General features: G+C 35.8%; 10 protein-coding genes and 1 pseudogene. 2 read left to right on the top strand and 9 right to left on the bottom strand.

Annotated features, from left to right (window positions below; all coding sequences use genetic code 11):
• Positions 1-51 precede the first annotated feature (51 nt).
• Positions 52-1,872 carry a menaquinone biosynthesis decarboxylase gene (locus tag WBM70_RS03960; RefSeq protein WP_424557208.1) on the bottom strand — a complete coding sequence of 607 codons (1,821 nt, stop codon included), beginning with the start codon at positions 1,870-1,872 and terminating at the stop codon, positions 52-54.
• Between the two features lie 206 nt (positions 1,873-2,078).
• Here WBM70_RS03960 and WBM70_RS03955 point away from each other — a divergent pair, with 206 nt between their 5' ends.
• Both WBM70_RS03955 and WBM70_RS03950 read left to right on the top strand, forming a co-directional pair.
• Positions 2,079-4,748: a hypothetical protein gene (locus WBM70_RS03955; protein ID WP_424557207.1), complete on the top strand. Its 2,670-nt coding sequence runs from the start codon at positions 2,079-2,081 to the stop codon at positions 4,746-4,748.
• Between the two features lie 75 nt (positions 4,749-4,823).
• On the top strand, positions 4,824-6,314 hold the full coding sequence (locus WBM70_RS03950) for a hypothetical protein (RefSeq protein WP_424557206.1): 1,491 nt from the start codon (positions 4,824-4,826) through the stop codon (positions 6,312-6,314).
• Positions 6,315-6,396: 82 nt separating this feature from the next.
• Here the strand turns inward: WBM70_RS03950 and hemC are convergent, their stop codons facing one another.
• The 8 genes and pseudogenes from hemC to WBM70_RS03910 form a co-directional block, all read right to left on the bottom strand.
• Positions 6,397-7,350 (bottom strand): hydroxymethylbilane synthase, encoded by a 954-nt coding sequence (hemC, locus tag WBM70_RS03945; protein WP_424557205.1) that lies wholly within the window; start codon positions 7,348-7,350, stop codon positions 6,397-6,399.
• A 21-nt stretch (positions 7,351-7,371) separates the two neighbouring features.
• The gene (locus WBM70_RS03940; protein WP_424557204.1) at positions 7,372-8,205 is read right to left on the bottom strand and encodes a thioredoxin domain-containing protein; all 834 of its coding nucleotides are present in this window, start codon (positions 8,203-8,205) and stop codon (positions 7,372-7,374) included.
• Positions 8,150-8,572, bottom strand: coding sequence for an FxsA family protein (locus WBM70_RS03935; protein WP_424557203.1), 423 nt, complete (start codon positions 8,570-8,572; stop codon positions 8,150-8,152). The genes WBM70_RS03940 and WBM70_RS03935 overlap by 56 nt, the downstream gene beginning before the upstream one ends.
• The gene (gene proS / locus WBM70_RS03930) at positions 8,573-10,093 is read right to left on the bottom strand and encodes a proline--tRNA ligase (protein WP_424557202.1); all 1,521 of its coding nucleotides are present in this window, start codon (positions 10,091-10,093) and stop codon (positions 8,573-8,575) included.
• Complete coding sequence (gene hemA, locus WBM70_RS03925) at positions 10,090-11,397, bottom strand: glutamyl-tRNA reductase (RefSeq protein ID WP_424557201.1); 1,308 nt, start codon at positions 11,395-11,397, stop codon at positions 10,090-10,092. Before hemA ends, proS begins: the two co-directional genes overlap by 4 nt.
• Positions 11,397-12,293 carry a polyprenyl synthetase family protein gene (locus tag WBM70_RS03920; protein ID WP_424557200.1) on the bottom strand — a complete coding sequence of 299 codons (897 nt, stop codon included), beginning with the start codon at positions 12,291-12,293 and terminating at the stop codon, positions 11,397-11,399. The genes hemA and WBM70_RS03920 overlap by 1 nt, the downstream gene beginning before the upstream one ends.
• A gap of 135 nt (positions 12,294-12,428) precedes the next feature.
• Positions 12,429-14,318, bottom strand: a complete 1,890-nt coding sequence (locus WBM70_RS03915; RefSeq protein ID WP_424557199.1) for an EAL domain-containing protein — start codon at positions 14,316-14,318, stop codon at positions 12,429-12,431.
• A pseudogene (locus WBM70_RS03910) lies at positions 14,315-14,734 on the bottom strand (hypothetical protein); the annotation flags it as partial. The gene WBM70_RS03915 and the pseudogene WBM70_RS03910, both read right to left, overlap by 4 nt.

Here is a 14,734-nt window from a genome sequence, read left to right as displayed (position 1 = left end):
ATTTTTATTAACAAGGAAATTTTATCATAGTAACTTTAAAAGAAAATTAAATTAGAAAGGAAGTAAGCCAAACTTTTTAATAAATGCTTCATCTATATCTATAAGTCCTTTTTCCTGAAGCATATCCAGCACTTCTTTTGTACAGAATGTATCGCCAGGCCACTCTCTTTCATATCCATCTACTTCACTTTTATTGGTTGCATCTATTGCTATAAATGGCTCGAGTTTAATATCTCTACTCGCATCAATATTGTTGACCACACGCCAAATGAGCATGTACGGATCTTTCAAGTCATTATTCTCTTGATCTACGATGATAAGCAGTTTAATATGTTTATTTAAGCCTTTAAGCTTTTTGATAAGTTTGAGTTGAGACTTTTTCTTATCTACACTAATAACACAAACAGGTGTTTTAGTCTCTGTCATATATTGTTTGAGTCCAACTACCCTTTCACTTATCTCTTGTATCTTCTTAAGAAGCACCTTATCTGAAAGTAATTTTTCAACCCCCTCTTCAACCTCATCCCCTGTTGCATCCACACCTAGTTTTCCGCCAACAAATTGTTCTGATGAAGAGTGGTCAAGATGATCTACTATACCCTGAGTAATGAGGACTTTACTCTTATCAAGTCTATTAAGTATATGCGCTGTTAACGCTTTGCTCTCTTCAAGTTCAGGTGCATCTTCCCCTACAAAAAGAGCATGTTTTACAAAACTCATCTGACCTACACCCCAAAATGCATGCATAAACTGCTGAGCATGCCCTTTATAGAGTGTTTTCATCTTTGCCAATATAAGGTTATGGAATACACCATTTTCAGGCATATTATAATCTATGAGATCTGGTGCCATTGGTTTGAGCATGGGTAAGAAGATACGTTCCGTTGCCCAGCCCATATACTTGTCTTCCAATGGTGGTTTCCCAACCACTGTAGCCTGAAAAACGGGATGCTTTTTCATCGTTATCGTCTCTACATCCATGACCGGAAACGGCTCTTTAAGTGTATAATAACCTGTATGATCACCAAAAGGCCCTTCTATTTCCATTCGTTCCGTATCTACAAAACCTTCTATCACCACATCTACATCACGCGGAATATAGATATCATTGGTAATGGACTTCACAAGTTGTGCATTTTTGTTACGAACATAACCATAAAGCAACATCTCGAACATCCCATGAGGCATAGGTGCCTGTCCACACCAGATATAGAGTGGATCACCTCCTATAGCAACGGTAACAGGCATCTTCTCCCCTGCTTTTTGGTACTGATCAAAAAAGTGAGAAGCATCTTTGTGTATCTGCCAGTGCATTCCCAGTCTATTTTTATCATACTGTTGCAATCTATACATACCTAGGTTTTGCATTTCTCCATCAAGACTTCTTGTGTAGACTTGTCCCATCGTAATGAAAGCCCCACCATCCTTTTCCCAAGTCTTGAGTATCGGCAATCTATCTAGATCCACTTCATCCTTAGAAATGATCACTTCCTGGCATTCACCTTTAAAATTCAAACGTTTAGGAAAAACATTTTTAAGAGAGAAAAGTTTAGGGATCATTGCCAATTTTGCTTTAAGCCCTTTAGGCGGTTTAAGCTTAAGAAGATCATCAATACCCTCTGCAAGATCATCAGGATGTTTACCAAAGATCTTTTCAGTGAGCTCTTTATTCGCAAAGATGTTCATTAGTACGGGCATATCATACTCTATACCTTTAGCTCTGTTGATCGGATTTGTAAACAGAATTGGACGAGAGTCATCTGTCTTTACTTCTACATACGCAACATGAGGAATCTCAAGTTCCACATCAAGTGGTTCATCTATTATCTTTAAATTACCGTTATCTTTTAGCCACTGCACAACATCTTGCATTCACAAACCTTTGCATTTTTATTGAAAAGATTATAACCAAAAATCTGTTACACAAGATAATAGATCGATGAAGAACTTATACAATAGATACAGTGCGATTATAATCTAAAAGCATATCCGATAGAAGCATAAAAATTACCTGCTGGACTATGGTAAATATACTTTTTATGGTATTATAATAAAAAGTAACTAAGGTCATTTTACTTATGTCAGCCATTATAAAATATATTATTTTTATTATTATTTTTATTGCACTTGTGTTTGTATTTTTTTTCTTTACATCACTAGGAAACCAGCAGATATATAATACCGTCGGTTCTTCCATTAGCAAAGAGCTTGGATTAAGCGTTAAAGTTGAGTCTATTAGCCTACAAGAATATCCTTATCTTGAAGCTGATATGATCGTTGAAGAAAAATATAACCTCAAACTTAAAGGTTATATAGCGGACGATCATCTTGATATCGACTATAGGATTACAAGCAATTGTCTACAAAGTAATATCTGTACAATAGATGACGAAATTGACATCCTGGGTCATATGAATGGGCCACTACATAATGTTCATGTCACAGGAGAAGGAAAAGCACTTGATGGAAATGTCAGTTATGTCTTGACAAAACATAGTGATGTATTTAAAGATTTGAAACTTGTAATGCACGATATCAATTCAAGTAAACTTTTTACACTTCTTGGAGAAACTGCTGTTTTTAAAGGTAAAGCTGATGCCAACATCCTTTTTGATCACATAGGAGAAAAGAGTAAAAAAGGCAAGATAGTATATGAGGTCAAGAACGAGAACATCTCTGGTCTACTCGTCAATCTTCATTCAAGAATAGATGTCATAGATACGAACCACACCATTGCTATGGATGTTACTGCAGCAGGGTTAAAACTCAACATTACTGAAGGACACTATGATCAAGAGAGAAAATATGCACATGCTTTTTACACACTGGACATTAAAGACTTAGGCGCTCTAGAAAAATTATCTAAAGAGAAGTATGCAGGTCCTTTTTATGCTATGGGTGAGATAGAATATAATAAACACTTCATCGTGAAAGGACTTTCTAAAAGTTTAGGTGGTCTGCTTGACTTTTTATATGAGGAAAATGCATTAAAAATTGATTTAGAGAATGTCCCTTCCCAAAATATCATGGAACGTCTCTCTTATACGCCAATTCTTGATACCAATCTAACAGGAAGAATGCAATATGACTTCCTGACAAAAACGACAAAAGTGAAAACCGAGCTTAAAAATGCAAAATTTTTACCTTCAGAACTTCTCCATACACTCTCTGCAAAGTCTGGTATTGATCTGACTCAGGAAGTGTTTGATAACAGTCATGTGGATATCGTATATAAAGATGATACTTTAACTGGTGCTATACGTTTTGCAAACTCAGAAAATCATTTACGATTACGTGATGCCAAGATAAATCTTACAAAAAAATCCATTGATACAACCATTGATTTAAAAACAAAAAAATATAAATTGGCAGGAAAAACATATCTTGCGAGTCTAGATGATGCTGCACAGATGCAAAATGCGGTACAAGATACCTACCTTCGATTTAATGGGACATTTAACACCCATTATAACGTTCGACTTAATGGTTTGTTCAATGACAATTGGGTCAATATGGACTATGCACTCAACACTGCTAGATTTCCTAGTCATATCTGTACGATAGAAGATGATGTCAACATATCAGGTCACCTTAATGGGCCTTTTTCTCAGTTACACATTAGCGGGAAAGGAAAAGCACTGAATGGCACTGTTACTTATGATGGAACTAAGGTAGATGATAAAGTAGAGAACTTGACACTTTCTATGAAAAATATTCACGCATTAAAACTCTCCACACTTCTTGGTCAGACAACCTTTCCACACGGAAGATCAGATATAGAAGCGGATTTTGAATATTTAGGTGAAAAAAGCAAGAAAGGAAATCTCGTTTATACCTTTAAAAAAGGTACACTTTCCAAGCTTCCTTTCACTATGAAAGCACAGATAAATGTAGATAATGCAAAACAAACTTTTGCTGCTGATATGACTCTGGCGAATGCTAAGATAAATATTTCAGAAGGCTCACGTGATGCAGATGCAAATCTGACAACTGCTTTTTATGTCATTGACGTGAAAGACTTGACCGAATTTGAAGAACTGTTGGGTTTCAGATACCATGGTCCCTTATACGCTATGGGTGAAGCAACCCACACCAAACATTTAAAACTACAAGGCGTTTCAAAAACCTTTGGAGGAATACTTGATTTTGTCTATGAAAAAGACAAGTTGAACATAGACCTAACGGAAGTATCATTTAAACGTTTTATGACCTTATTCCCTCATCCTATTTTACTAGATGGTGATACTACGGGTAAGATAAATTACGACTTTATACAAAAACGTATGATCGTAAAGACCAATCTGAAAAATGCAAAATTTTTACCTTCAGACATGGTAAGTACTATCTATAAGAAATCTCAAGTCAATATGCTTGTAGAAGAATTTGATTACAGTACTTTAGAAGCAATTTATCAGAACGATATTTTACGTGGAGACTTAAAACTTGAAAGTGACAACAGCTCTTTTTATCTCACAAACACAACACTCAATACTGAAAAAAACACCATAGATGCATACTTTGACTTTAAAATGCAAGATCAAGAATTTACAGGAAAAGTCTATGGATCAGTGGATGATCCTAAAGTAAACTTAAATATGCAAAAACTTATTCGACACAAAATGGATAAACAGATGGATTCTATGGTGGGAGAAGGAAACCGTAAGATGATGGAAAAAATGCCAATGGGTGAAGCTGCAAAAGATGCTGCATCTGGTGTTGCCGGAGGATTTATGGGAGTATTTTTCTAACTTTTAACTATTTGTCTCCGATTCATTGACTCTATGGTATCATACACAAGAAACTATATAAGGTCTCATCTAGGAATGTCTAATTTTTTAAAATTTTTTCTTTTTACACTAGTGTTACTTAGTGTAGGACTTTATACCTTTTTGGGTACCTCTTCTGGAAAACAATACCTACGTGACCTCGCGAGTCAAAAACTTAGTCAAAAATCTGGTTTAGAAGTCATATTTACATCTATCAATCTAGAGCAATATCCTCAAATCATTCTTGAGATGAATATTGAAAGAAAAGCAAAACTCACACTTACAGGTACTCTGACAAGCAGTTCACTCGATATGGATTACAACCTTATTAGTGATTGTATTGCAACTGATGTTTGTAAAATTGATGATAAAATCAATGTCAATGGACATATCAATGGGCCATATTCCCGTATGTATATAAGAGGTGAAGGAGAAGCATTAGATGGTAATGTTACCTATCATGTTCTCAAATATACAGATAAAGTTGAAAACCTGAGCATACTTATGAGAGATGTAAATTCCACAAAACTTTTTACACTCATGGGCTATGATGAACTGATTAAAGGTAAAGCAAATATTGATGTCAACTTTAAATTTATGGAAAAAGACAACAGAGAAGGTTCATTTGTCTATGCAGTCAAAGACAGCAACCTTTCAGGATTGCCTTTGAATCTACACGCAAAAGTTGAAATTGATGGTATGTTACATACTTTTCAGTCAAATATCACTTCACCTTACTTAAATCTCACTATTTCAGAAGGACAGTATGACCAAGCGAAAAAACTTGCTAGGGCAAGCTATATCCTTGATGTAAAAGACCTATCACGATTAGAAACGCTCTTAGGGTATAAATACTTAGGTCCATTTTATACCACCGGAGAAATGATCTTTAACAAGCATATGATGATCACTGGTCATTCCCTATCCTATGGAGGAATACTCAATTATTTTTTTGAAAAAGATGGCTTATTTATAGACTTAGAAGGTATTTCTTTTCAGAAGTTCATGAGGATATTCCCTTACCCTCCTATTTTAACGGCAGAGGTCACAGGCAATATGTATTACAACTTTATACGAGAAACTTTGGTGGTCAATGCAGAACTTGACAAAGCAAAAATAGTACATACCAAGTTAGTCAGACTTATTCGTAAAAAATCTGCTGTGAATTTGAAAAGAGAGATCTTTAACAATAGCCGTTTGGATGCAAGTTACCATGACGGGATTCTCGTAGGAGATATAATACTTAAAAACAAAAGAAACCACCTCTATTTGACAAGCATAAACATGAATTCAGAAGAGAACACCATTGATACCTATTTTGACGTTAAAATGCAGAGCAGAGAATTTTCAGGAAAAGTATATGGATCATTAGGTGATCCAAAAGTAAATCTGAGACTGCAAAAACTTATAAAGTATGAGATGTCAAAACAGATGGATCGTATCATGGGGGAAAAAGCTACTAAAGTCATTAGAGAGATTCCAATGGAAGGTATGGCCGAAGGGATGGCGGCCGGAGCCACTGCATCTTTTATAAAAGTCTTTTTTTAACAGAACGTAAAATAGGCAAAGCCTATCTTTACTACACTATCATTGTGATTTACTCATCCTAATACACTACTTAAAGATTGAACTATAGTCTCTCTGGCATTTCATCTTTAAATGCTATAGCTTCTGCTTTTTCAAGTATGTCCAGGGCACCCTCAGCTATCATTACTTCAGCCAATTCTTGACCTAATGTATCACATTCACCTACCTTTGATGTAAGTTCTTTGTGCATAATGTTCGTCCCATCAGGGTAACCAAGCATCGCTTTTACAGTGATGTTCTCTTCATCTATCACAGCATTTACCGCCACAGGCGCTGAACAACCTGCTCCTATCTTAGAAACAAAATCACGTTCTAACTTTGTACAGATAAAAGAGTTTTCATCATTTAAGGTCATCGCTATTTCACGAATTCTTTCATTGGCACTTACAATTTCAATACCCAAAGCAGCCTGCCCCATAGGTGGGATGAAAAAATCCAGCTTTTCAACAAATGGAATATCTTTCAACAGGTCAAGTCTATGAAGTCCGATATAAGCAAGTATGATCGCATCATATTGCCCTTCTTTGAGCTTTCTAAGTCTAGTATTTACATTTCCTCTAAGTTCTTTTACTTTCAGGTCTGGACGCTTTTCAAGAAGCTGCATACGTCTTCTAAGACTTGTTGTTCCTATCACTGCCCCCTGGGGAAGTTCATCTAAACTTTTATAGGTGTGTGAAAGCAGTACATCACTCTGATCCTGTCGTGTCGTTATGGCACACAGTTCTAACCCCTCTGGAATATAAGTAGGGACATCTTTAAGTGAATGCACTGCCAAGTCTGCATTCCCTTCAAGCATCTCATCTTCAAGCTCTTTTGTAAAGTGCCCTTTCCCCCCTATAAGTGCAAGTGGTTTGTCAAGTATCTTGTCACCTTTAGAAGTAATTTCATTGAGTTCTACTGTGATCTCTGGAAACGATGTTTCGATTCTATCTTTAATGTGATATGCCTGCCAAAGAGCAAGATTACTTGCTCTGGTTGCGATAATTAATTTTTCCACTGTTTACCTTGTATGAAGATGTTATTTTATGAGCTTTTCATACCCATTACGCATCTTATCCCACTCACCATCTATATATATAGTAGGTGTACCAGAAACCATCATTTTACCTGCAGCAATTTCATCTGCTTTCATCGCTTCTCTTACCTCTTTTGCATTCACTTGTGCAGCGGTAACACTATAGCCTGCATGTGATTTTACGGCAGCAAGTATTTTAGTCATATCAGTCTCTCTGGGATTGATCTTTAATGAATAGATCTTTTCAACTACATCCATCTTCCCTTCATGTTGTGCAACATGCATTACACGTGTCAAAACATCTGAAACAGGGTGTATTCGAAGCAATGGCAAATGATAATAATAGACTGCAATTTTTGTAGGGTTCTCTTTTCCTGCTTTAAAGATCTCCGGTACTACATCTTGACAGAATGGACATTGAGGGTCAGAGAAGATAAGTATCTTATGCTCTGCATCTTTGTTACCAAAAAGCAAATGAGCATCATTATAATAACTCTCAGGTACACTAGGCTTAATATTATCACGGTAATCATTACCTGTTTTTAGATCCACTAAATGTCCTGTAATAAGTCCATCTTTCACGAACATCGTTTCAGGTGCATGTATCTCTTTTTTCTGATACTCTAGGTCCATAGTCGTTAACAAGATCGTCCATCCAGGTAATTTCTCATGTGTTTTAGACTCAATGATCGTCACACCTTTTACTTTTACCTCTGGGTTCTTAACCACAGATTTTTTAACATATCTAAGTAATTTTTTAGTATCAGGCTGTGCATTTGCACTAAGAGCTACGGTCGCTGCGACTGTGCTCATCAATAATTTCGACATCAATGACATTATCATCTCCTTGTTTTGTAAAATGAGTTGTTTGTTCAGGCGTTATTTTAACAATAAATTGTAAATAAAGCGTATAGAAAAGTGCAATTATTCCTAAAAAGTCGCTAAATACCCCTGGAATAATAAGAAGTATCGCACCGATAAAATAAGCCATGCTTACATTTTGGAATCTTCTCAGATCAAGTTTACCTTGTCTCATTGACTGCATATTCCCTACCATGGTTTGCGAAGACTTTTGCAACAACATCATACCCAGGGCAAAACTAAGTATGATCCATATTACTGACCATAAAAAACCAATACTCTCCCCTGTTTTTAATGAGAGATAAAGTTCGAGAAGGGCAAAAGGTATAATTAAAAAAATCATTTAAAATCTTTCTGACAATAGATCTGCTATGGTTTCAACAGAGACTTCTTCTTTTACCATACCATCTCTTGTCATAAACTCTACAATTCCATCTGTAAGTTTTTTACCGATGACCACAGCATAAGGTACACCAATGAGTTCATAATCTTTCATCTTGGCACCAAACCTGTCTTTTCGTTCATCAAGCAGCACATCCACTCCTTTAGCCAACATGGCTTCATAAAGCTTTTCACCTAAAGCTATCTGCGCCTCATCTTTGATATTTGAAACAATGATCTGTAGATCGAACGGTGCAGATTCTTTCGTCCAGATGCACCCTTTATCATCATGATTTTGCTCAATAATGGCGGCAAGTAAACGGCTCACCCCTATACCATAGGTTCCCATGACCATCGGTTGTGATTTTCCATTTTCATCTAAGAAATTTGCCGCTAATGGTTCAGAGTATTGTGTTCCCAGCTGGAATATATGCCCTGCTTCTATACCTTTGGTATAACGCAATGCACCACCACAAGTAGCACAAGAGTCTCCCTCTTGAACAGCTGATATATCAGCATATGATTTTTCTTCTGCTGCAAGACTGTCTACACCTTCCAAAGCACTGTCGACAACCATTGTTTCTATCGTGTCCGTCTCTTCATGTTCCACAAGATCATTGGCATTGACCGCATTACAAGCTTTTACATCCTGAAGTTCTATAGATGCAGGTAAGGCAAAATGTACTATCTTCGTTTCACCTTCATCATAAAGTGCTTTCATCGTGATCACTTTGATCTCCGTAGAGGCATCATAGGTTTTCGCTTTTGCTACAGCAGCTTCTATGTTTGCACCGTATTCACAATCATCACACACCACTATCGTATCTTCACCACTGTCAGCCAGTACCATAAATTCTTTACTTCCAGATCCACCGATCGCACCAGAGTCTGCATCTACGACTCTAAATTCCAACCCAAGACGTGTAAATATTTTTTTATACGTCTCTTCCATCAATGCAAATTCTCTTTGCATATCTTCTGTAGAAGCATGGAAACTATAGGCATCTTTCATTAAAAACTCTCGCCCACGCATCAAACCAAACCTCGGTCTGATCTCGTCACGGAATTTGAGATTGATCTGATAGACGTTTAAAGGGAGTTGTTTATAACTTTTAACCGTTTGCCTCACAAGGTTTACCATCATCTCTTCATGTGTTGGTCCCAAAATGAAATCATTGTTCTTACGGTCTTTAAAGCGCAATAACTCTTTACCATACTTCTCTAAACGGCCACTCTCTTCCCAAAGTGCTGCTGGGGTAACAAAAGCAAGACTCACCTCTTGACATCCTGCTTTGTCTAATTCCTCTTTCACTACTGCATGTACTTTATCAAGTATCTTTTTACCTAATGGTAAAAAATTGTAGAGTCCACTTCCGCCTACTGACTGTATAAATCCGCCTCGTATAAGGTAAATATGACTTGCCAATGTTGCATCATTAGGTGTCTCTTTGGTTGTAGGGATTAATAATCTTGAAAATCTCACGCGCTGTATCCTTTTGTATGGTGGTCATTTTTATACTGTTTTAGATCAATATTCTCTGTATCGACATTGAATATTTTTTTTATTGATTCGATGCAGTTTGCATTTTTCTTCTCTGCAGAAGATTGTCTGAGGTTTTGTGTTGGTTCATGTAAAAAACGTTTAAACATCTGCTCTGCCATTTTACGCATATTCTCTTCAGCATCAGCAGGGACAAAGCCTTTTCTGATCGCCCGTTGCATCTCCGCATCTATGGCTTCATTGACCTGTTCTCTCATCTCTTTGATCACCGGTTCTATAGAGAGTGCCCTGAGCCAAGCATAAAATTCGTCTGTATACCTCTCTACAATTTCTGTAGCTCTTACAGCTTGCTCTTCACGTAAAGCATGATTATCCTGGGAAATGGTACGAAGATCATCAATACGAAAGATCTGTAATTTATCTACATCCATCTCTTCGATATCTCTAGGTATTGCCATATCAAACCAAAGTCTTGGAAGCGTTTCATTTTCTATAAGATCTCTTGTTACGATAGGTTCTCTTGCTGAAGTTGCTGAAAAAAGCAATCGATACCGATTCACATACTTTTGAAGTTTTTCCATTGGAGCTGCTTTTACATTCTCACCTAAAGCATTGGCTATCAGTTCCACCTTCTCCTGATCTCTTCCGAGCATGACTACATCACACCCTGCTCTTAACAAGTGTTTCGTTGCGAGTACACCCATTTCACCTGCGCCGATCACCACTGCAGTCATACCGGCCATATTATCACCTAAAAGGTTATGTGCTTGTGCTACAGCAACAGAAGCTATGGAGATAGGATTTTGGGAGATATTAGTAGCATTACGTACTTCGGCTGCACATTTTACTGCATAAGAGATAATACGGTTAAGTTTACGTCCGGCAGTTCCATTTCTATGAGAAAGCATGAACGCCTCCTTTACCTGTCCTGTGATCTGCGACTCACCTACAACCAGAGAATCCAATGAAGAGACCACAGCAAAAATATGTTGTACAGCCTCTTCATCATCATATCGTACCCCTGTACTTTTGACCTCATAAAAATTCAATACACTTTTTTGACTCATAAGCCCCAGGATCGTATGATAACTTGAAAAGTTGTCGCGTGTTGCCAAAACGATTTCAACACGGTTACAAGTAGATACGATAAATGCTTCATGAATAAAATCAAACTCAACCAGCTGATTCAGCATTTCGATTTTTTCTTCATCATTGGCAAAAGCCAACTTCTCTCTCATGCCTTGATCACAATTTTTATGTGAAAAACTCATTACTTGGTAATACATTAAAAGTCCCTTTCAATCATCTGCATAGCAATACTTGAGAGTGCATCCTCACCTCTGTCATTCATCAATGCTATTGCTTCTACTATCAATACTTTGGCTTCTTCATAACTTTTTTGGATCACTTGATGTTCTCGCATCTTCATTTTGATCCAAAGTTGTTCTTTTTCAGAGAGATTTTTTGCATGCATGGATCTTAATTTCTCTTTTTCTTCTCTATCCAACACTTCATAAAGATAGATGTATGGCAGTGTCGTTTTTCCTTCTTCAAAATCATGCAATGCAGGTTTACCCAATGTTGCTGCATCTGCTGTGATATCAAGCAGGTCGTCTATCATTTGAAATGCGATACCCAAATTTCTACCGTATGTCATATAAGCCTCTTTTGACTTACCTGCCAACAATGCTGCTGCTCCCGCACTCGCTTCCATAAGTGACGCTGTTTTTTGGTATATCATCTCAAGATATACTTCTTTATCGAGGTTAAATGTTTGGGAAAGTGAAACATCTTTAAGTTCTCCAAGGCTGAGTTCTACAACAGCATTTGAGATCATTTTAGCCACATCCGGACTAATATTATTTAACTCTAAAAAACCTTTTGAATAAAGGATATCTCCAAGCATAATGGCTGTTTTATTGCCATAAAGTGCATTGAGAGAAGGTTTTGCACGTCTGGTATACGCATCATCTATGACATCATCGTGTAAAAGACTTGCAGCATGTATCATCTCTACAATAGCAGCAGTTTTTACTACCAAAAGACTATTCCCTGCAATTTTCAAAATAAGTTTTGCACGTAATCTTTTACCGTGAGGAAGTTGAGCATAAAGTCCACTTATCTCTTTATCATTCAGATCAGCTATAAATTGTTCTATTTTTCTCTCAACAGCACTTAACACCTGTTAGTCCTTATTCACATTGAGTAATGATGTTGTATCGTCAATATCTGCATATAATCTACTCATGTTTATCCAAATTATTTATTTTCGTAAAAGTCAATAATTATAGCAAAATAGTTTTAATAGTGTATGCTCTTATTTGTTTTTATCTATATACCATTCAATGGGTTTCGGTTCTCCCAGATAATATCCTTGTGCATATTGAACACCCAGATCTTTGATAATATTATAGATAGCTTCGTCAGAAACAAATTCAGCGACCAATTCGTATTGAAAAGAAGCAGCCAATTCCCTAATTGATCTTATAACCGTTTTAGCATGATCAGGTGAATTCTTCAATTCTTTGATAATGCTTCCATCAATTTTTAAAATATCTATATTCAACTTTATTAAATAACTATAACTCGCATAGCCACTTCCAAAATCATCAAGCGCTACTTTTGAACCATATGCTTTTAGCTGTTGTAAATAGAACATAACCTTACCATAATCCTTCACCTCATGCTCTTCAAGGATTTCAAAAGTCAATCTATTTGCAATATCTCTGTTTTCATATAAAGTTTGTGTAATAAGTTTCATCATGTCAGCATTATCTAGATCATCAAGGTCTACATTCACACTGATTTCTACATCCTTAAATCTCTGTAATGTTCCAAATACTTCACGAAAGACCAACTTGCTCATTTTAATATATTGGCTTGTCCCTTTGACTAATTTCATAAAATGAAAAGGTTCAATAAGTTTTTCTGGATCTTCCTTGTCAACAAGTCTTACCAACGCTTCATATTTGACAATTTGTTTAGTTTGCGTCTCATATATAGGCTGATAAAGACATATTAATCGCTCTTCTTCCAATGATTCTTTAATATAATCGATATTGTTATAATATACTTTACTAAGCTCCACTGTATTCAAGACAGCTAGATTATTTTTTCCTTTACTTTTTATTTCCAAAAGTTTTTCATCCAACAATCTCTCTATGTTTTGTATAGACGTAGTTTTTTCAGGAACGCTCATAGCACTCATTGAAATAGTTAAATACTGTATTTCATTACCTATAAGATATTTTTTTTCTTTTAACACATCAAATATTTTTTGTGCTTCTTCTGCTATATTATCCCCAACTTGAGGTGACACAATCAAGAATTCTGCACCTCCTGTACGTACAATTATAGTATCAGAAGATAAAGTGGATGAAAGTGTTCGTGTAAATTCTTTAAGTATAGTATCACCAGACTCATAACCAAATTTTTGATTGACCACTTTAAATTCATCTATATCAAGTAGCATGATATTATAGTCTTCTATTCTATTTTTATCAAAAAACTCGTGTAAATATTGCTTTTTATATACCGAGGTCAACTTATCAATAATAAGCTCTTTACGCATTTTATAATATCTATATGCTAAGAAGATCAATAAGTGTAAACTTACAATTAAAAAAATCTGCATCATCCATACAACATTCATGAGTGGAGAGTTAAAATCATTCAGATATTCGCCATAAGACTCAGAAAGATCCAACACTAAAAGTGCTTCAGTTTTATTGTCATTTATGATCGGATAAACCAACGATAACCAAACCTGTTCAACACCTTCATGCTGCTCAATAATTTGCATTTTCTGTGTCTCATACACCCTCTCAAAGAGTTTACTTTGCGGAAAAAAGATTGTCTTATACTCCTCAGGTTCTTCTACTGATCCATCAAGTAAAAAACGATAATTCCCTTTTGGATCTTTTTGAAGTACAAAAATATATTGATATTGCTTGGTTAAAAAGGCTTGAAGGGATTCATTAATATGTTCTCTAAGTTGAGGATCGTTAGTGAGCTCAAATTCTATATTATTATCTGTACGAAGCTGTATAAGTTTCACTATTTTGGATGCGTATTGTTCTGCTTTTTCTATCTCTTCTTGTTTAAGTTTTTCTGTACTTTTGACTGTTGTAATTTGTAAAAATACAGCAAATATAATTAGTAGTACCATCAAGAAAAAAATAAATTTATCGAAATATTGTCTTTTCATAATTCATCGATCATAAATTTTTGATACTCTTTAGGCAAGGTAATATTATGATGTTGCAATCTCTTCTTTATAAACAATAACTGTGAACGACCTTTCCGCCAATAAAATGCCCCTACTATCTCATCAGAAATCTTTAAAAATTGATAGTTTGCAACAAAGATAATCGGCTTTTTAAGCATATCCGTATTTTCACCTATAGTATACAAAATTTCATTTAATGCACTCTCATGAGTGATAAATATTATATCTGTATCTCCTGGTTCAGATGATAAAGAAATTTTCTTCGAATGCCGAAATACATCTCTATACTCTTTGTCATTTGTATAGACACTGATAGGTGTCTTTGTAGATAACGCATGAAAGATGCCATGATAGATTTTAAGCGTACTCTCTCTGTCAAGTGCATTGAGCCACAC

The organism is Sulfurovum sp., assembly GCF_049668085.1.
In the GTDB taxonomy this organism is placed as follows: Bacteria; Campylobacterota; Campylobacteria; order Campylobacterales; family Sulfurovaceae; genus Sulfurovum.
The sequence above is the reverse complement of the archived record's forward strand: the minus strand, read 5'-3'. Positions and strand labels throughout refer to the sequence as shown.

Bases quoted from the DNA above. Each gene is read 5' to 3' on its own strand.
- WBM70_RS03950 (WP_424557206.1), top strand. From the start codon at position 4,824: ATGTCTAATTTTTTAAAATTTTTTCTTTTTACACTAGTGTTACTTAGT.
- WBM70_RS03960 (WP_424557208.1), bottom strand. From the start codon at position 1,872: ATGCAAGATGTTGTGCAGTGGCTAAAAGATAACGGTAATTTAAAGATA.
- hemA (WP_424557201.1), bottom strand. From the start codon at position 11,397: ATGTATTACCAAGTAATGAGTTTTTCACATAAAAATTGTGATCAAGGC.
- WBM70_RS03935 (WP_424557203.1), bottom strand. From the start codon at position 8,572: ATGATTTTTTTAATTATACCTTTTGCCCTTCTCGAACTTTATCTCTCA.
- WBM70_RS03955 (WP_424557207.1), top strand. From the start codon at position 2,079: ATGTCAGCCATTATAAAATATATTATTTTTATTATTATTTTTATTGCA.
- WBM70_RS03915 (WP_424557199.1), bottom strand. From the start codon at position 14,318: ATGAAAAGACAATATTTCGATAAATTTATTTTTTTCTTGATGGTACTA.
- WBM70_RS03940 (WP_424557204.1), bottom strand. From the start codon at position 8,205: ATGTCATTGATGTCGAAATTATTGATGAGCACAGTCGCAGCGACCGTA.